At 71.0% G+C, this 16,019-nt stretch carries 17 protein-coding genes; 6 read left to right on the top strand and 11 right to left on the bottom strand.

Translation table 11 applies throughout. The annotated features are described in order from the left end of the window. Positions 1-15 precede the first annotated feature (15 nt). From BMX97_RS15090 to BMX97_RS15065, 6 genes are all read right to left on the bottom strand, one after another. Positions 16-591: a sigma-70 family RNA polymerase sigma factor gene (locus tag BMX97_RS15090; RefSeq protein WP_091751590.1), complete on the bottom strand. Its 576-nt coding sequence runs from the start codon at positions 589-591 to the stop codon at positions 16-18. 109 nt (positions 592-700) lie between these two features. Then, entirely contained in the window at positions 701-1,345 is a 645-nt protein-coding gene (gene maiA, locus BMX97_RS15085; protein WP_091752049.1) for a maleylacetoacetate isomerase, read from the bottom strand. A gap of 103 nt (positions 1,346-1,448) precedes the next feature. Further along, complete coding sequence (locus BMX97_RS15080) at positions 1,449-2,177, bottom strand: amino acid ABC transporter ATP-binding protein (RefSeq protein ID WP_091752045.1); 729 nt, start codon at positions 2,175-2,177, stop codon at positions 1,449-1,451. Positions 2,178-2,319: 142 nt separating this feature from the next. Beyond that, the gene (locus tag BMX97_RS15075; RefSeq protein ID WP_091751587.1) at positions 2,320-3,012 is read right to left on the bottom strand and encodes an amino acid ABC transporter permease; all 693 of its coding nucleotides are present in this window, start codon (positions 3,010-3,012) and stop codon (positions 2,320-2,322) included. A 28-nt stretch (positions 3,013-3,040) separates the two neighbouring features. Then, complete coding sequence (locus BMX97_RS15070; protein ID WP_091751584.1) at positions 3,041-3,760, bottom strand: amino acid ABC transporter permease; 720 nt, start codon at positions 3,758-3,760, stop codon at positions 3,041-3,043. Positions 3,761-3,917: 157 nt separating this feature from the next. Further along, complete coding sequence (locus BMX97_RS15065) at positions 3,918-4,829, bottom strand: transporter substrate-binding domain-containing protein (protein ID WP_091751581.1); 912 nt, start codon at positions 4,827-4,829, stop codon at positions 3,918-3,920. Between the two features lie 298 nt (positions 4,830-5,127). Between BMX97_RS15065 and dgcN the strand changes: the two genes are divergently transcribed. The 4 genes from dgcN to BMX97_RS15045 all read left to right on the top strand — a co-directional run bounded on the left by dgcN (position 5,128) and on the right by BMX97_RS15045 (position 8,009). Next, positions 5,128-6,138, top strand: coding sequence for an N-acetyltransferase DgcN (dgcN, locus tag BMX97_RS15060; RefSeq protein WP_091751578.1), 1,011 nt, complete (start codon positions 5,128-5,130; stop codon positions 6,136-6,138). Beyond that, entirely contained in the window at positions 6,135-7,115 is a 981-nt protein-coding gene (gene dgcA / locus BMX97_RS15055) for an N-acetyl-D-Glu racemase DgcA (protein WP_091751575.1), read from the top strand. Before dgcN ends, dgcA begins: the two co-directional genes overlap by 4 nt. A 177-nt stretch (positions 7,116-7,292) precedes the next feature. Continuing rightward, on the top strand, positions 7,293-7,610 hold the full coding sequence (locus BMX97_RS15050) for an EthD family reductase (protein WP_091751572.1): 318 nt from the start codon (positions 7,293-7,295) through the stop codon (positions 7,608-7,610). Positions 7,611-7,727: 117 nt separating this feature from the next. Further along, complete coding sequence (locus BMX97_RS15045) at positions 7,728-8,009, top strand: hypothetical protein (protein ID WP_091751569.1); 282 nt, start codon at positions 7,728-7,730, stop codon at positions 8,007-8,009. A 107-nt stretch (positions 8,010-8,116) separates the two neighbouring features. On the opposite strand, the gene BMX97_RS15040 is transcribed toward BMX97_RS15045, so the two are convergent. From BMX97_RS15040 to BMX97_RS15030, 3 genes are all read right to left on the bottom strand, one after another. After that, positions 8,117-8,710, bottom strand: a complete 594-nt coding sequence (locus BMX97_RS15040) for a hypothetical protein (RefSeq protein ID WP_091751567.1) — start codon at positions 8,708-8,710, stop codon at positions 8,117-8,119. A 161-nt stretch (positions 8,711-8,871) separates the two neighbouring features. Continuing rightward, positions 8,872-9,102, bottom strand: a complete 231-nt coding sequence (locus tag BMX97_RS15035; RefSeq protein WP_091751564.1) for a DUF6894 family protein — start codon at positions 9,100-9,102, stop codon at positions 8,872-8,874. A 170-nt stretch (positions 9,103-9,272) separates the two neighbouring features. Beyond that, positions 9,273-9,617: a hypothetical protein gene (locus tag BMX97_RS15030; protein ID WP_091751561.1), complete on the bottom strand. Its 345-nt coding sequence runs from the start codon at positions 9,615-9,617 to the stop codon at positions 9,273-9,275. A gap of 315 nt (positions 9,618-9,932) precedes the next feature. Here BMX97_RS15030 and BMX97_RS15025 point away from each other — a divergent pair, with 315 nt between their 5' ends. Then, positions 9,933-11,609: a formate--tetrahydrofolate ligase gene (locus BMX97_RS15025; protein WP_091751557.1), complete on the top strand. Its 1,677-nt coding sequence runs from the start codon at positions 9,933-9,935 to the stop codon at positions 11,607-11,609. Between the two features lie 190 nt (positions 11,610-11,799). On the opposite strand, the gene BMX97_RS15020 is transcribed toward BMX97_RS15025, so the two are convergent. Together BMX97_RS15020 and BMX97_RS15015 are read right to left on the bottom strand one after the other, a co-directional pair. Further along, positions 11,800-13,671 carry a TRAP transporter large permease gene (locus BMX97_RS15020; protein ID WP_091751554.1) on the bottom strand — a complete coding sequence of 624 codons (1,872 nt, stop codon included), beginning with the start codon at positions 13,669-13,671 and terminating at the stop codon, positions 11,800-11,802. Beyond that, on the bottom strand, positions 13,668-14,699 hold the full coding sequence (locus tag BMX97_RS15015) for a TRAP transporter substrate-binding protein (RefSeq protein WP_091751551.1): 1,032 nt from the start codon (positions 14,697-14,699) through the stop codon (positions 13,668-13,670). Before BMX97_RS15015 ends, BMX97_RS15020 begins: the two co-directional genes overlap by 4 nt. Before the next feature lie 331 nt (positions 14,700-15,030). Between BMX97_RS15015 and BMX97_RS15010 the strand changes: the two genes are divergently transcribed. After that, positions 15,031-15,939 (top strand): LysR substrate-binding domain-containing protein, encoded by a 909-nt coding sequence (locus BMX97_RS15010; protein WP_091751548.1) that lies wholly within the window; start codon positions 15,031-15,033, stop codon positions 15,937-15,939. Positions 15,940-16,019 lie beyond the last annotated feature (80 nt).

The raw sequence follows: 16,019 nt of genomic DNA, 5'->3' as shown, positions 1-16,019 counted from the left end.
GCTCTCCGGTCATCATCACGACGCCCTCGCGGGGCCGGCCCCGCCATCGACCACGCGCAGACGCGGCGCGGCGCGTGCCTCCTCCTCGGGGGCCGGAAGGCGGGACGCGCCGCCGCTCTCGATGGTGCGCAGCGCCGCCCGCGCCCGCCCGAGGCGCGACATCAGCGTGCCGATCGGGATGCCGAGCACGTCGGCCGCCTCCTGGTAGGCCAGCCCCTCGATGGTCACGAGGTGCAGGGCCTCGCGCTGCTCCGCCGGCAGGCGCCCGAACGCCTCGCGCACCTGGGCCAGGCGGACATGGCCTTCCTGGGCCGGCGGCGTCGCCTCCTCGACGATGTGGCCGAGGGCGTCGGCGTAGCGCGCCTCGACCTTGCGGCGGCGCTGGTCGTCGATGAAGGCGTTGTGCAACACCGTCATCAGCCAGGTGCGCAGGTTGGTCCCCGGCCGCAGGGTGCCCTGGCGCTCGAGGGCGCGCACGAGGGTGTCGTGCACGAGGTCGTCGGCCTGGGCGGAATCGCGCGTCAGGGACCGGGCGTAGCGCCGGAGCGGCACCAGGAGGTCGAGGACGTCGGGGCGCTTGCGAAGCATCATATGGGGTAAACGTCCGCCGGGGCCGGTCTAATCCCATTCGCCGAACCCGCGCTCGCCCGTCCATTCGTCCGGAGCGTTCACATCCGCGTGATCACCGGTTGCCGGGCTCTCACGCGGGCGCCCCGGGCTGCCGCGTCGGGTGTGCCCGGGCGAAGGCGTCCTGGCTCAGGCAATCCTCGGCGATGCGCCGCACGGTCGGGTAGGGGGCGGTGTCGACGCCGAAGATCGCGGTGCCGACCCACAGGCTGACGAGGCAGAGGTCGGCATGGCTGACCGCGTCGCCCTGGCAGTAGCGGCCGGTGCCGGGCTCGCCCGTCAACCGCGCCTCCAGGGTGGCCAGCCCGGTGCCGAACCAGTGCCGCAGCCAGGCCTGCATCGCTTCGCGGGGCAGCCCGAGATCGTCGGTGAGGTAGCGGCGCACCCGCGGCACGTAGAGCGGGTGGGAGTCGCAGGCGACCGCCTGGGCGAGCGAGCGGGCCCGGGCTCGGGCCTTCGGCTCGCGGGGAAGCAGCGCCGGCTCGGGATGCGTCTCCTCGAGATAGTCGAGGATCGCGAGCGACTGGGTCAGCGCCGGCCCGTCGCCGTCGAAGAAGGCCGGCACCGCGCCCTGCGGGTTGATCGCGCGGAAGCCCGGCGCGTGCTGGTCGCCGGCATCGAGGTCGATGAAGGTCTCCTCGAAGGGCAGCCCCTTGAGGTTGAGGGCGATCCGCACCCGGAAGGCGGCGGCCGAGCGCCAGTTGCCGATCATCCGCATCATGCATCACCCCTCCCGGTCCCGCGGGGAGAGATGGTGCAGCCCTGCAAACGGCAAGGGGCCCGCGACGGGCCCCTTGCTCACGCCGCGATGGACGGCGGGTTCAGTGCTGGAGGATGCGGGACAGGAAGGTCTGCGCCCGCTCCGAACGGGGCGAGCCGAAGAACTCCTCCTTCTGCGCGTCCTCGACGATCTCGCCCTTGTCCATGAAGATGACGCGGTTGGCGACCTTGCGGGCGAAGCCCATCTCGTGGGTCACCACCATCATGGTCATGCCCTCGCGGGCGAGCTCGACCATGACGTCCAGCACCTCGCCGACCATCTCGGGATCGAGCGCCGAGGTCGGCTCGTCGAACAGCATCACGATCGGGTTCATGGCGAGCGCGCGGGCGATGGCGACGCGCTGCTGCTGGCCGCCCGAGAGCTGGCCGGGATACTTGTGGGCATGGGCCTTGAGGCCGACCCGCTCCAGCAGCGCCAGGCCCTTGGCCTGCGCCTCGTCCTTCCCGCGCCCCAGCACCTTGCGCTGGGCGAGGCTCAGGTTGTCGGTGATCGAGAGGTGGGGAAACAGCTCGAAGTGCTGGAACACCATGCCGACCCGCGAGCGGAGCTTGGGCAGGTTGGTCTTCTTGTTGGCGATCTGCGTCCCGTCGACGGTGATCTGGCCCTTCTGGAACGGTTCGAGGGCGTTGACGCACTTGATCAGCGTCGACTTGCCGGAGCCCGAGGGGCCGCAGACCACCACGACCTCGCCCTTGGTGACCGAGGTGGTGCAGTTCGTCAGCACCTGGAAGTCGCCGTACCACTTCGAGACGCCGTCGATGGCGATCATCGGGCCCGTGGTGGCCGCCACGGGCGGGCGCTCGGTGAGCAGGGTGCCGACGGGGCCGGTGGCCGGCGCCGCGGCAGCCGCGGCCTGCGGCTCCGGAACGGGGCTGACGGGCGGCATCGCGGAGGAGGTCATGGCGGGAACCCTATCGGATGATCGCGACCCGGCGCTGCAGGCGGCGCACCAGGAGCGAGGCGATGAAGCAGACGGCGAAGTAGACCACGGCGGCGAACAGGTACATCTCGACGAGGCGGCCGTCGCGCTGGGCGATCTTGGAGGCGGCGCCGAGGAAGTCGGTGATCGACAGCACGTAGACGAGCGAAGTGTCCTGGAACAGCACGATCGTCTGGGTCAGCAGCACCGGCAGCATGTTGCGGAACGCCTGGGGCAGGATGACGCTGCCCATCGACTGCCAGTAGGTCAGGCCGAGCGCCGAGGCCGCCGCGCCCTGGCCCTTCGGGATCGACTGGATGCCGGCGCGCATGATCTCGGAGAAGTACGCCGCCTCGAACAGCGTGAAGGTGATGAGCGAGGACGAGAAGGCGCCGACCTGGATCGGCCGCTCGGCCCCGATCATCCACTGCCCGATATACGGCACAAGGAAGTAGAACCAGAAGATCACCAGCACCAGCGGCAGCGAGCGCATGAAGTTGACGTAGACCTTGGCGATCTGCGGCAGCACCGGCAGGCCGGAAAGTCGCATCATGGCGATCAGGGTGCCGAGGATCACGCCGCCGACCGCGGCGAGCGCGGTCAGCGTCAGGGTGAAGGCCATCCCGTCGAAGAACAGGTAGCGCCAGGAATTGAGGATGACGCTGAAGTCGAAGTTCGAGAACATCGCGGGCCCTTGTCCGGCAGCGGTGAGGTCAGCGGCCCGGCACCGCGACGCGGCGCTCGATCACGCCGGCCACGGTCACCACCAGCAGGTTGATGACGATGTAGATGATCGTCGCGGCGGTGAACGCCTCGAAGACCTGGAACGAGAATTCCTGCATCGCGCGGGCCCGGGCGGTGAGCTCCAGGAGGCCGATGGTCAGCGCGACCGACGTGTTCTTCAGGTTGTTGAGGAACTCGGAGGTCAGCGGCGGCAGGATGATGCGGTAGGCGTTGGGCAGGAGCACGTAGCGGTAGGTCTGGGCGGTGGTGAGCCCGAGCGCCGTGCCGGCCATGCGCTGGCCCCGCGGCAGGGCCTGGATGCCGGCCCGCACCTGCTCGGCGACGCGCGAGGCGGTGAAGAAGCCCAGGCACACGACGGCGGTGTAGAACGGCGCGTTCGGCAGCTGCTTCAACCAGGTGCCCCAGGATTCCGGCAGCATCTCGGGCAGCACGAAGTACCAGAGGAACATCTGGACGAGGAGCGGGATGTTGCGGAACAGCTCGACATAGGCGTTGCCGACGGCCTGAGCGGCCCGGCCCGGCAGGGTGCGCAGCACGCCGACGATCGAGCCGATCGCGAAGGCGATCACCCAGGCGCAGAGCGCCGTGACGATGGTCCAGACCAGGCCCGACAGCAGCATGTCGGCGTACGAGCCGGTCCCCTCGGGCGACGCCTCGAAGAAGATGCCCCAGTTCCAGTTGTAGTTCATGCCCTGTCTTCCGGGTGCGCCTGGACTGTCATGGTATACGGATTTTTCCGGCCCGGGCGAGGCGGGGCGCGGCAGAGGGCACAGGGAAAAGTGCCGAGGGCGGCGATGCCGTCGGGGGGTGGCGCCGCCCCGCACGGGGGCGGCGCCGGATGCCGGCTCAGTAGGAGGCCGGGTCCGGGCTGTCGCTCGGCTTGGCGAAGGCGCTCTTCAGCGCGTCGCTCATCGGCAGGTTCAGGTTGATGTCCCGCGGCGGGATCGGCTTCATGAACCACTTGTCGTAGGTCGGACCGCTCTCGGCGCTCTTGTAGAAGGCCGCGGTCGCCGCATCGACCACCTTCTTGAACGGCGCGTCGTCCTTGCGAAGCATGATCCCGTAGGGCTCGGGCTTCGACAGGGCGTCGGTCGAGATCGCGTAGGCCGTCGGCTCCTTAGAGGAGGCGGCGAGCGAGGCGAGCAGCACGTCGTCCATCACGAAGGCGACGGCGCGGCCGGTCTCGACCATCAGGAACGCCTCGGCGTGATCCTTGGCCGGCAGGATCGTGATGCCGAGCTTCTTCTCGGCGTTGTACTCGTTGATCATCTTGATGTTCGTGGTGCCCGAGGTCGACACGACGGTCTTCCCCTTCAGGTCCTCGAACTTGGTCAGGCCGCTCGACTTCTTGGCGACGAAGCGGTTGGCGGTGAGGAAGTGGGTGTTGGTGAAGGCGACCTGCTTCTGCCGGTCGACGTTGTTGGTGGTCGAGCCGCACTCGAGATCCACCGTGCCGTTGGCGATCAGCGGGATGCGGGTGGCCGAGGTCACCGGGTTGAGCTTCACCTCGAGCTTGTCGAGCTTGAGGTCGGCCTTCACCGCGTCGACGATCTTGTAGCAGATGTCCATCGCGAAGCCGACCGGCTTCTGGTTGTTGTCCAGGTAAGAGAACGGCACCGACGAATCGCGGTAGCCCAGCGTGATCTGCCCGGTCTCCTTGATCTTCTTCAGCGTCCCGGTGAGGTCCTGGGCCGAGGCGGTCCCGGCGGAGGCCGCCAGGCCGGCGAGCAGGACGGGAAGCAGGCTTCTCAAACGCATTCGTGCTCTCCTTTTGGGCATAGACCTAGTCCGTCACGGCGATGAAGCCGTCAAGGGTTAGGCTGGGGATGAGTGCGACGCCCGGACGGGCCGGTCCGCGCGGGACCGAAGGTCGTGCCCGGTCCGCTCCTGGCAAGCCGCGGGCCAGACGGTCCTGCCGGGTGCCGCAACGGAACCGGACGGGCCGTCGCATCCCGGCTGTTGCGCGCCGGATCCACCCGCGCGAAGCTGCGCCCGCCGGCGGCCCGTGCGTGCCCGGCTCCCGTGACGCCCCCGCGACGACGGACCGTTCAGACCGATGCAGATCGCCACGCCCTACCTGATGTTCCTCGGCGACGTGCCCGACCGGCTCGCCGCCAAGACCGCCTACGGCATCGTCGACTGGCGGCCCGAATGGTGCGTCGGGCAATTGCGCCTGCCGTCCTGCGCCGCCGATCTCGGCATCCCGGACCTGACCATCGAGGAGGGGATCGCCCGCGGCGCCCGCACGCTGATCGTCGGCGTGGTCAATGCCGGCGGCGTGCTGCCGCCGCACTGGGTCGCCAGCATCGTCGCGGCGCTCGAGGCCGGGCTCGACGTGGCGAGCGGCCTGCACACCCGCCTCGGCTCGGTGCCGGAGATCGCCGAGGCCGCGGCCCGGCACGGGCGGCAGCTCCACGACGTGCGCCACTCCGAGGAGCGCTTCGACACCGGCAAGGGCACGCGGCGCCCGGGCCGGCGGCTCTTGACCGTCGGCACCGACTGCTCGGTCGGCAAGAAGTACACCGTGCTGGCGCTGGAGAAGGGGATGCGGGACCGCGGCCTCGACGCCGATTTCCGCGCCACCGGCCAGACCGGGGTGTTCATCTCCGGCCGCGGCGTCGCCATCGACGCGGTGGTGGCCGACTTCATCTCCGGCGCCGTCGAGTGGATCGCCCCCGCCGCCGACCCGGCCCACTGGGACCTGATCGAGGGCCAGGGCTCGCTGTTCCATCCGAGCTTCGCCGGCGTCAGCCTCGGCCTGCTGCACGGCGCCCAGGCCGACGCCTTCGTGGTCTGCCACGAGCCGACCCGCACGACGATGCGCGGCGTCAAGCATCCGCTGCCGAGCATCCGGGAGGTGATCGACCTCACGGTGCAGCTCGGCCGCCTGACCAACCCGGACATCCGGCCGACCGGCATCGCGGTCAACACCCAGGCCCTGGAGGAGGGGGAGGCGCGGGCGCTCCTCGAGAAGCTCGCCGCCGAGCACGGCCTGCCGGCGACCGATCCGGTGCGGTTCGGGGTCGAGGCCCTGGTCGACCGCCTGGTCGAGGAGTTCCCGGCGTGATCCGGCTCGCGACCGCCATCGAGCCCTGGCCGATCGCCGGCCGGTTCACCATCTCGCGCGGCAGCCGCACCGAGGCCGTTGTGGTGACCGCGACCGTCACCGACGGGACCGTCACGGGCCGCGGCGAGTGCGTGCCCTACGCCCGCTACGGCGAGACCGTGGAGGGCGTGCGCGACCTGATCGCCGCGCAGGAAGAGGCGCTCGCCGCCGGGCTCGACCGCCGGGGCCTCGCCTCCCGGCTGCCGGCGGGCGCGGCCCGCAACGCCCTCGACTGCGCCTTGTGGGATCTCGAGGCCAAGCGCGCCGGCCGGCCCGCCCATGCGCTGGCCGGCCTCCCGGCGCCCGCCCCGGCCACGACCTGCTACACCCTGAGCCTCGGCAGCCCGGAGGAGATGGCGGCCGCCGCCCATGTGGCGGCGGCCCGGCCGCTCCTGAAGGTGAAGCTCGGCGGCATCGGCGACCCGGAGCGGATCGCGGCGGTGCGCCGGGGTGCCCCGGATTCGCGCCTGGTGGTCGATGCCAACGAGGCGTGGTCCCCGGAGACGATCGAGGCCAACCTCGCGGCCTGCGTCGCGGCCGGGGTCGAGCTGATCGAGCAGCCGCTGCCGGCCGGCGACGACGCGGCGTTGCGCACGATCGCCCGGCCGATCCCGATCTGCGCCGACGAGAGCCTGCACGATCGCGCCGGGCTCGACGGCCTGACCGACCGCTACGACGCGATCAACATCAAGCTCGACAAGGCGGGCGGCCTCACCGAGGCGCTGCTGCTCGCCCAGGCCGCCAAGGCGCGGGGGCTGTCGATCATGGTCGGCTGCATGCTCGGCACCTCGCTCGCCATGGCGCCGGCGATGCTGCTCGCGGGCTATGCCGACTTCGTCGACCTCGACGGCCCGCTGCTGCTCTCCCGCGACCGCGAGCCCGGCCTGCTTTTCGAGGGCAGCCTCGTCCACCCGCCGGAGCCGGGGCTCTGGGGGTGAACGCTTCCGGCGAGAATGCTGCGGGGCGGAAATGCCGTGCGGCGAAAATGCCTTTGGGGGAAGACCCGGTCGGCGGCGATGCGGCGGGCCGGGCGCTTGCGCCCGGGGCCGGAAGGATGCTCTGTCTGGCGCAGGGACCGAGCACGGGTCCCGTGAAGCCGGGGAAGAACCGACGCCATGATCCTCGTCAGCGTGATGTATCCGGGCGGCTCCGACGCCCAGCCCTTCGACCTCGACTACTACCTCAAGCACCACATGCCGCTGGTGCGCGAGCGCTGGTCGTCGATGGGCCTGGACAAGGTCCAGGTGGTCAAGGCCAGCGGCACGCCGGACGGCAGCCCGGCCCCGTTCCAGGTGATGGCGCTCCTCACCTTCCGCTCGCTCGAGGACTTCCAGAAGGCCGGCGCCGCGCACGGCAAGGAGATCTTCGGAGACATCCCGAACTTCTTCAAGGGCCAGCCCGTGGTCCAGATCAACGAGCCGCAGAGCTTCTGATCGCGTCGCGTCGCCCGCGGCCCCGGGGTCGCGGGCGACTGCCGGGATCGGATCCCGCGATGCCGCAACCCGAGGCGGGCTAAAGGCCCGGCCCGTTTCCGCAAGGCCCACCGGACCATGATCGACATCGTCAAGGTGCTGCGCGACCAGCACCCGGATCTCGGCTCCTACGTGATCGCCCTGCGCGAGCGGTCCGGCCTCGTCGCGCCGGACGACCCCGACGCCCTGGCAGCGGAGGTGCGCGACTGGGCCGGTACGCAAGCCCCCACCACCCGCTACAGCCGGCGCGCGGTGACCTACGTGCCGTTTCCGGGCTGGCCCGAGGAAACCCGCACGCTCGGCGTGGTCGCCTTCGACACCGCGACCGACCTCGCCCGGTTCGCGACCCGCTGGACCTGACGTCTCGACGCGGACTTGCGTTGGTGGGCCGACGCCCCGGCGGCTCGTACTCTTAGTTCGTCGCAGATTCCGCCTTCGAAACCGGCGGCGCCTTTCGCCAAATCTGCCTACTGCCGCCGCACCGCGAGCTCTCGCGTAGGCGCGGGGTCCGGGGCGAACCGGGCGCTCACGGTCAGCGCGAGGTCGATGCAGAGCACCAGCAGGATGCCGGCGAGGAGCGCGATGATCATCGTCTCGCCGCGGGGGCTGATGCCCCCGGTCGGGCGCTGCCGCACCATCACCGGGGGTGGGACGTCGTCGGGCTCGGGATCGGGATCGGGATCTGGCGCCATCTCGGCGAGGGCCGGCGCCGCGTCGAGGGCGATGAAGCGCGGGCGGTAGCCGCCGACGGGAATCGCGAGCCGGACGTCGATCCCCCCGGCGTGCCGGGCATAGACGTCCTCGAGCGCGCGGCGCAGTCGCCCGGCCTCGACGCGCACGCTGGGATCGAGGCTCGGGTCGAAGTCGGGGCCCCGGCCCAGGGCCTGCGTGGCGATGGTGTAGGCCTTGATGGTGGCGCCGCGCCCGGCCAGTTCCTCCTCCACCACGAAGCGCAGGAACCGCGCCAGCTTCGGCGAGCGCAGGAAAGGCGGGGTCTGCAGCAGGACCTCCAGCGCGCCGACCACGCGCCCGGGCGGAACCGCCTCGTCGATCTCGGACATCGCAACCCTTCCCTGCCGGTCCGGAACCGTCCCGGCCCGCCGCAGCGAGCGGAACCTGGTAACTCCTTACTAGTATAGAAGTGTGATCACGGTTTGTTAGCCCCTCTTCCCGAGCGATACCGCATCGCCCGGGGACGAGACGACGGCCAGGTCCCCAAGCGTCAGCCGATCGGCGCCGGGAACGGTACGGTGAAGACCAGGCCGTGGACCTCGTCGCGCACCTCGACGCGCCAGGCGCACCAGTCGATCCGGGTGGCCTCCGGGCCGGTCATCGCGTCGGCGATCAGGATGCAGGCTTGGCGGTGGGCTTCGTCGAGGTCGCGGCAATCGAGCCCGGCCTCGTCCGGCACGCTCTGGGTCGCGTCCATGATATCGAAGTAGTAGCGGGGCACTGCGACTCGGACTCGGCGCTTCGGAAAGACGATGTTGAGCAAATCCACCGTCCCAGGGACCGCCCGCGCAGGGCGGGACGACCGTCGCGACGGTCAGCTGTCAGAGTTTGATCTGGAACCGGGGCCCCGCGGCAAGGTTCCGCCCCCTACCTCGCGGGCAGGGCGTGCCGTCAGCGGCCGTCCCGCTCCGCGGCGCCCCGCCAGGGAACCTGGCGGTCCTGCATCGTCAGGGTATCGCGGGAGGCGGGCCGGGCCGCCTCGGCGGCCGCGTTCCGCAGGCCGGTGCCCAGAGCCCGTCCGGCTTCCACGGCGGCGGTCTCCACCACCCGGGCGCGCAGGTCGGCGGGCAGGTGCGCGAAGGCCGCGCCGGCGACCTCACCGGGGCTCGCCGGGAGCGGCGCCGGGCGGTCCGTGCCGGGCAGGGCATGGCCGGGAAGGGCCGCCTCGCCGAGCCGCAGCGGCGAGAGGTAGTAGATCGCGCCGATCACCAGCCCGGCCCGCAGCCAGAAGGCCATCCCGTTCCCCCGCGTCCCGATCGTCCCCGGCCGGCGCTCCGTGACCGCGCCGCCCCGACGTCACTCTGGGGCGCCAATCGTGAAACGTCTGCGTCCGGGCCGCGCCGATCGTTCGGCATGGCTAACGGGGCTTGCGGCACGGCGATCGAAAGCCCCTGGGGCGGGACGGTTCCTGTTCGCAACCGCCGGAGCGATCTTCAATTTTTCTGAGGATCCTGCTCAAGCGATTTGATCTTTTCGAAACTGGCGCCTCCGGCCTAAAATCCGCCTCACGCCAGCCGTCATCCCCCGGCTCCAGAACAACGATCGGGACCCATGCCGACCGACATCGAGATCGCCCGCGCGGCCACCCTCCAGCCGATCACCGCCATCGCGGAGCGCATCGGCATCCCCGAGGACGCGCTCCACCCGTACGGCCGGCACATCGCCAAGGTCGACCACGCCCATATCCGCGGCCTCGAGGCGCGGCCCGAGGGCAAGCTGGTCCTGGTGACGGCGATCAGCCCGACGCCGGCGGGCGAGGGCAAGACCACCACCACGGTGGGCCTCGGCGACGCGCTCAACCGGATCGGCCGCAAGACGGTGATCTGCCTGCGCGAGCCCTCGCTCGGCCCGTGCTTCGGCATGAAGGGCGGCGCGGCCGGCGGCGGCAAGGCCCAGGTGGTGCCGATGGAGGCGATCAACCTCCACTTCACCGGCGACTTCCACGCCATCACCTCGGCCCACAGCCTCGCCGCGGCGCTGATCGACAACCACGTCTACTGGGGCAACGCCCTCGACATCGACCTGCGCCGGGTGGCGTTCCGGCGCGTCCTCGACATGAACGACCGGGCGCTGCGCACCATCACCCAGAGCCTCGGCGGCGTCGCCAACGGCTTCCCGCGGGAGGACGGCTTCGACATCACCGTCGCCTCCGAGGTGATGGCGGTGTTCTGCCTCGCCCGCGACCTCGCCGACCTTGAGGCGCGCCTCGGCCGGATCGTCGTGGCGGAGACCCGCGACCGAAAGGCCGTGACGCTGGCCGACCTCAAGGCCACCGGCGCCATGACGGTGCTGCTCAAGGACGCGCTCCAGCCCAACCTCGTCCAGACCCTGGAGGGCAGCCCGGCCCTGATCCATGGCGGGCCCTTCGCCAACATCGCCCATGGCTGCAACTCGGTGATCGCGACCCGGGCCGGCCTCAAGCTCGGCGACTACGTGGTGACGGAAGCCGGCTTCGGGGCCGATCTCGGGGCGGAAAAGTTCTTCGACATCAAGTGCCGCCAGGCCGGCCTCAGCCCGTCCGCGGTCGTCATCGTGGCGACGGTGCGGGCCCTCAAGATGCATGGCGGCGTCGCCAAGCCCGATCTCGGCCGCGAGAACGTCGAGGCCCTGGAGCGGGGCTTTGGCAACCTCGCCCGTCATGTCGAGAACGTGCGCCGCTTCGGCGCCCCGGTGGTGGTGGCGGTCAACCACTTCCACGCCGACACCGAGGCCGAGCACGCGGCGCTCAAGGCGCTCTGCCGCGACCGGCTCGACGTCGAGGCGATCACCTGCCGGCACTGGGCCGAGGGCGGCGCCGGCGCCGAGGCGCTGGCCCACGCGGTGGCGGCCCTGGCCGATTCCGGCCCGGCCGCGGCCCCGCGCTTCGCCTACCCGGACGCGATGCCGCTGGAGGCCAAGATCCGCACCGTCGCCCAGACCCTCTACGGCGCCGCCGACATCCAGGTGGAATCGAAGGCGGCGGCCAAGCTCGCGGCCTTCGAGCAGGCCGGCCACGGCGACCTGCCGGTCTGCATGGCCAAGACCCAGTACTCGTTCTCCACCGACCCGACCCTGATGGGCGCCCCCAGCGGCCACGTCGTGGCGGTGCGCGACGCCCGCCTCTCGGCCGGCGCCGGCTTCGTGGTGGCGATCTGCGGGGAGATCATGACGATGCCCGGCCTGCCCAAGGTGCCGGCGGCGGAAGGCATCCATCTCGACGCCGAGGGGCGGATCGAGGGGCTGTTCTGAGCGGATTTCGCGGAATCGGCATCCGGTTTCGCGACCAAGATCGGCGACGACCCCGAGAACCCGAGCGGGCGAAGCGTCGGCCCGCCGACGCGAAGCCTGCCTGGGACGGTCCGCCCGGGGACCAATTTCCCCATGAGAAAGCCCGGACGGGTCTCCCCGTCCGGGCTTTCTCGTTTCGGGTCGGGGTGGGCTACAGGAACCCGATCGAGAACCACGGCACGAAGGTGAGCACCAGGAGGCCGAGGAACAGCGCGCCGAGGTAGATCCAGATCCGGCGCATGCCGGCTTCGGGCGCCACCCCGCCGATGATGCAGGCGGCGTAGTAGCAGAGCCCGAAGGGCGGGGCGAACAGGCCCAGTCCCATCGCGAGGATCACGATCATGCTGTAATGCACCTCGTGGATCCCGAACTGGTGCGCAATCGGGAACAGCAGCGGCCCGAACAGCACGATCGCCGGGATGCCCTCGAGCAGGCTGCCGAGCACGATGAAGGCGACGACCGAGATCAGCAGGAAGCCGGTCTTGCCGCCCGGCACCGCCGCCATCGCCCGGGCGAGGTCGTGCGAGAAGCCCGACTGGGTCAGCGCCCAGGCCATCGCGCTCGCCGCCCCGACGATGAACAGGATCGCCCCGGACAGGGAGGCGGTCCGCGCCAGCATCGGCAGGATCTCCTTGCGCTTGAGCCCGCCGCGATAGATCACGAGGCCGAGCACCAGCGAGTAGACGATGCCGATGGTCGAGACTTCCGTCGCCGTGGCGACGCCCTCCACCACCGCGGTGCGGATCAGGAACGGCAGCAGCAGGGCGGGCAGCGCGACGAGCAGGGTCTTCTTCACCACCGAGGCGGGCGCGCGCGGGATCGCCACCGCGTCCTCCTCCTTGCCGGCGCGGTAGCGGGCGACCGCGGCGAGCACGAGGGCCAGCACCAGGGCCGGCAGGATGCCGGCGGTGAACAGGGCGGCGATCGAGACGCCGGTCGCCGACGCGATGGCGATCAGCACGATCGAGGGCGGGATCGTCTCGCTCATCGCCCCCGAGGCGGCGAGGATCGAGAGCAGTTCGCCGTCCTTCATCCCGCGCTTGCGCATCTCGGGAAACAGCACGGGCGCCACCGCCGCCATGTCGGCGGTCTTCGAGCCCGAGATGCCCGAGACCAGCAGCATCGCGCCGAGCAGCACGTAGGACATGCCGGCCTTCACGTGGCCGAGCAGCGAGGCGAGGAACGCCACCATCACCCGGGCCATCCCGGTCGCGTCGACGAGCTGGCCGAGCAGCACGAAGAGGGGAATCGCGAGCAGGATCAGGCTGCTCATCCCCTCGTCCATCCGGCCGACCACGATGGTGAGCGGCGTCGAGGTGGTGGTGAGAAGGTAGGCGGAGGTCGCGAGCGCGAACGAGAACGCGATCGGCACGCCGGCCAGGATGCCGACGCCGAGGAGCCCGACGAAGAACACCAGCAGCGCCCAGTTGCCGATGCCGGCCAGCGCCGGCGCCGCGAGGGCGAGGAGCGCCACGACGCCGAGCAGCACCGCACCGACCCCGAGCAGGTCGGTGATCCGGTGGCGGGCGAGGCGCAGGCCGCAGGACAGGAGCGCCAGCACGAAGCCGACCGGCACCGCGAGCGCCCGCACGGTGCCGGACCAGCCGAGCGCCGGCGTCTCCACGAAGGACTGGTCCTCGGTGTAGTCGTAGGCGGCGTGCAGGAGGAGCGCCAGGAAGGCGAAGATCGCCCCGATGGCCAGGGCCTCGCACCAGGCCCGCGCCCGCGGCGAGAGCGCGCCGACCACGAAGGTCAGCCGCATGTGCTCGCCGCGCTGCACCGCCACGACGCTGCCGAGCATCGCGAGCCACAGGAACAGGATCGAGGCGAGCTCATCGCTCCAGATGATCGAATGCCCGATCGCCCGCGAGACGATGCCGGCGAACAGGATCACCGCCTCGGCGGCGACGAGGGCCGCCGCCGGCACCTCGACGGCGAGGCGGAGCGCCCGCTCGGCGGAGGACAGCCAGTCGGTCGGGAGCGCGGCGGCCGGCCGCCCGTGGATGTCGGCCACGGCGCTCATGCCAGTTCCCCGGTGACGGCCTCGAGCGCCTTCCAGGCCTCGGCCCCGAACTTCTCCTTCCAGTCGCGGTAGAAGCCGGCCTGGGTCAGGCTCTTGCGGAAGGCGGCCTTGTCGGCGGTCTCGAAGACCAGGCCGCGGGAGGCGAGCTGGCCCTTGAGGGTGCCGGTCAGGCGCGCGACGTCCTCGCGCTCCTCCATCGCGGCCCGGTCGAGCTCGCGCCGGACGATCTCCTGGAGCGCGTCGGGCAGCTTGCCGAAGGCGCGCCGGTTGGCGACGATCCAGAAGGGGTCCCAGATGTGGTTGGTCTCGGTGAGGTACTTCTGCACCTCGTAGAGCTTGCCGGCCTCGATCGTGACGAGGCCGTTCTCCTCGCCGTCGACCAGCCGGGTCTGCAGCGCGGTGTAGAGCTCGTTGAAGTTGATCGAGGTCGGGCTCGCCCCGAGGCTCGAGAACAGCGAGGTGAAGATCGGCGCCACCGGCACGCGGATGCGGTAGCCCTTGAGGTCGTCGGGCGTCTTGATCGGCTTGGCGTTCGAGGTGATCTGGCGGAAGCCGTTGTCGGCGGCCTTGGCGGCGACGATCAGGCCGGCCTTCTCGATCTGGGTGCGGACATAGGCGCCCACCGGCCCGTCGACGCCGCGCCAGACGTGGTCGTAGTCGGAGAAGGCGAAGCCCACATTGGTGATCGCGGCACCCGAGGCCACCGTCGAGATCACCGAGCCGGCGATGTTGAGGAACTCGATGCCGCCGGTGCGGACCTGGGTGATCAGGTCGGTGTCGGAGCCGAGCTGGCTTGCCGGAAAGAACTTCAGCTCGATCCGCCCGCCCGAGGCCTCGCGGATGCGCTGGCAGGCCTGGTCGAGCCGGGCGTTGATCGGCTGGGTCAGGGACTGGCCGGTGGCGAGCTTGTAGTTGAACTCGGCGGCACGCGCCGGCTGCGTACGGATCGCCACGAGCGGGACGGCGGCGGCGCCGGCCAGGAACAGGCGGCGCGAGGGGCCCTGCTTGGAATCGGGGGTGGACGTCATCGGTTTCCTCCGTCGCGCCGTCATCCGCGTGGGTCGCGGTGCGGCATCGTTGGGTCGAGACGGAAGGAGGCGTGACGCGACGGCGGCGGGGGGCCGTGCCGGCTGCTTCCTCCCTGTCGGCGCTCCTGCCGTCGCGGGGCCGTCCGGGGAGGAGAGGGGGCGGATCCGCCTGCCTGAGGCAGGAGAGGGGATCCGGTGCCTCGTCTTACCTCGGACGAACCGACGTCGTGCGGAGCGTCTCGTCTCGCTTGGCTGCCGAGAGTAGGAACCGCGTCGATGTAGGACAATCCAGATTATTTGCAGTTTCGTGTAGTGGCGCTAAACCATGGGGATGTCGGTCCCGCTTCGCGCCATCACGGTCTTCCACGCCGTCGCCCGCTCCGGCAGCATTACCCGGGCGGCGGAGGATCTCGGCGTCACGCCCTCGGCGGTGAGCCAGCAGGTCCAGTCCCTCGAGCTCGCCCTCGGCACCGCGCTGATCGGCAAGTCCGGCCGCGCCATCGTGCTGACCGAGGCCGGCGAGCGCTACTTCGAGATGATCGGGTCCGAGATCGACCGGATCATGGAGGCGACGCAGCGCATCCAGGGCTTCCGCTCGATGACGACGCTGACCGTGCGGGCGACCCCGAGCCTGTCGACGAAGTGGCTGCTGCCGCGGCTCTCCTCCTTCATCACCGCGCATCCCGACATCGAGCTGCGCCTCGACGGCACCAACGAGCCGACGGCGTTCCAGAAGGAGAACGTCGACATCGAGATCCGGCACGGCACCGGCGGCTGGCCGGGCCTGTTCGTCGAGGGGCTGGTGGAGGAGAGCTTCCGGCCGGTCTGCGCCCCCTCGCTCGCCGCACCCGGCAGCCTCGCGGCCGGCGACCTTCCCCGGCACCTGCTGATCCACTCGGTGAAGTCGCAGGTGCAATGGCCGCACTGGTTCACCCGCGCCGGGATCGCGCCCGCCCCGCGCTGGCGCCGCCTCCTGTTCGACCGCACCCACATGGCGATCGACGCCGCCGCCGGCGGGCTGGGCATCGCGCTGGAGAGCGACCTGATGCTGTGGGGCGACCTGCGGGCCGGGCGCCTCGCCTGCCCGCTCGCCGACCCGCCGCGGGTCACCGTCGTGACCCAGTGGGTGACGTGCCCGCCGGACCACCTGCGCCTGCACAAGGTCCGGGCCTTCCTCGACTGGATCCGGCGCGAGCGCGACGCCTGGGCGACGGAGCGCGACGCGCTGACAACGCTTTAGAGCCGCTTCACGGTCGCCTCGTAAATCTGGATTGTCCTTCACGGAGCCCGCTTCTAGCGTCCTGGCGTCAGATCCCGGCG

Source organism: Methylobacterium sp. ap11 (assembly GCF_900110515.1).
In the GTDB taxonomy this organism is placed as follows: Bacteria; Pseudomonadota; Alphaproteobacteria; order Rhizobiales; family Beijerinckiaceae; genus Methylobacterium; species Methylobacterium ajmalii.
Note: the sequence above shows the minus strand (reverse complement) of the source record. Positions and strands in the feature narration are given on the sequence as shown.

What these genes read in the sequence shown, in the direction of transcription:
- BMX97_RS15090 (WP_091751590.1), bottom strand. Translation starts at nt 591, where the DNA reads ATGATGCTTCGCAAGCGCCCCGACGTCCTCGACCTCCTGGTGCCGCTC.
- maiA (WP_091752049.1), bottom strand. Translation starts at nt 1,345, where the DNA reads ATGCGGATGATCGGCAACTGGCGCTCGGCCGCCGCCTTCCGGGTGCGG.
- BMX97_RS15080 (WP_091752045.1), bottom strand. Translation starts at nt 2,177, where the DNA reads ATGATCGCCATCGACGGCGTCTCGAAGTGGTACGGCGACTTCCAGGTG.
- BMX97_RS15075 (WP_091751587.1), bottom strand. Translation starts at nt 3,012, where the DNA reads ATGTTCTCGAACTTCGACTTCAGCGTCATCCTCAATTCCTGGCGCTAC.
- BMX97_RS15070 (WP_091751584.1), bottom strand. Translation starts at nt 3,760, where the DNA reads ATGAACTACAACTGGAACTGGGGCATCTTCTTCGAGGCGTCGCCCGAG.
- BMX97_RS15065 (WP_091751581.1), bottom strand. Translation starts at nt 4,829, where the DNA reads ATGCGTTTGAGAAGCCTGCTTCCCGTCCTGCTCGCCGGCCTGGCGGCC.
- dgcN (WP_091751578.1), top strand. Translation starts at nt 5,128, where the DNA reads ATGCAGATCGCCACGCCCTACCTGATGTTCCTCGGCGACGTGCCCGAC.
- BMX97_RS15050 (WP_091751572.1), top strand. Translation starts at nt 7,293, where the DNA reads ATGATCCTCGTCAGCGTGATGTATCCGGGCGGCTCCGACGCCCAGCCC.
- BMX97_RS15045 (WP_091751569.1), top strand. Translation starts at nt 7,728, where the DNA reads ATGATCGACATCGTCAAGGTGCTGCGCGACCAGCACCCGGATCTCGGC.
- BMX97_RS15040 (WP_091751567.1), bottom strand. Translation starts at nt 8,710, where the DNA reads ATGTCCGAGATCGACGAGGCGGTTCCGCCCGGGCGCGTGGTCGGCGCG.
- BMX97_RS15030 (WP_091751561.1), bottom strand. Translation starts at nt 9,617, where the DNA reads ATGGCCTTCTGGCTGCGGGCCGGGCTGGTGATCGGCGCGATCTACTAC.
- BMX97_RS15025 (WP_091751557.1), top strand. Translation starts at nt 9,933, where the DNA reads ATGCCGACCGACATCGAGATCGCCCGCGCGGCCACCCTCCAGCCGATC.
- BMX97_RS15020 (WP_091751554.1), bottom strand. Translation starts at nt 13,671, where the DNA reads ATGAGCGCCGTGGCCGACATCCACGGGCGGCCGGCCGCCGCGCTCCCG.
- BMX97_RS15015 (WP_091751551.1), bottom strand. Translation starts at nt 14,699, where the DNA reads ATGACGTCCACCCCCGATTCCAAGCAGGGCCCCTCGCGCCGCCTGTTC.
- BMX97_RS15010 (WP_091751548.1), top strand. Translation starts at nt 15,031, where the DNA reads ATGTCGGTCCCGCTTCGCGCCATCACGGTCTTCCACGCCGTCGCCCGC.